This is a genomic window from Elusimicrobiota bacterium (genome assembly GCA_016788905.1).
Taxonomy (GTDB): Bacteria; Elusimicrobiota; Elusimicrobia; order FEN-1173; family FEN-1173; genus JADKHR01.
In genome coordinates, this window is the sequence record JAEURZ010000071.1 from 1 (window position 1) to 260 (window position 260).

1 pseudogene (running past one end of the window) is annotated in these 260 nt (G+C 54.2%); it reads left to right on the forward strand.

From position 1 onward, the window contains the following. Window positions 1-260: pseudogene (locus tag JNK54_10850) on the forward strand (radical SAM protein) (it continues 278 nt past the right edge of the window).

The window sequence follows — 260 nt, forward strand, 5'->3', positions numbered from 1 at the left end:
GCCTACACGATGGACGAAATGTTCGACATGGTGCGCCGCTACGATGGGCAACCGGTAACCGAGGTGCATATCGTGGGCGGCGTACTGCCCCAGTACGATCTGGAATTTTACCAGACGTTTTTCCGGAAAATAAAGGCACACCGCCCCGAACTGCACATCAAGGCGCTGACCCCGGTGGAGTACCACTACATCTTCAAAAAAGGCAAGGTGAGTTACGAAGAAGGCATGCGCCTGATGAAAGAAGCCGGCCTCGACAGTAT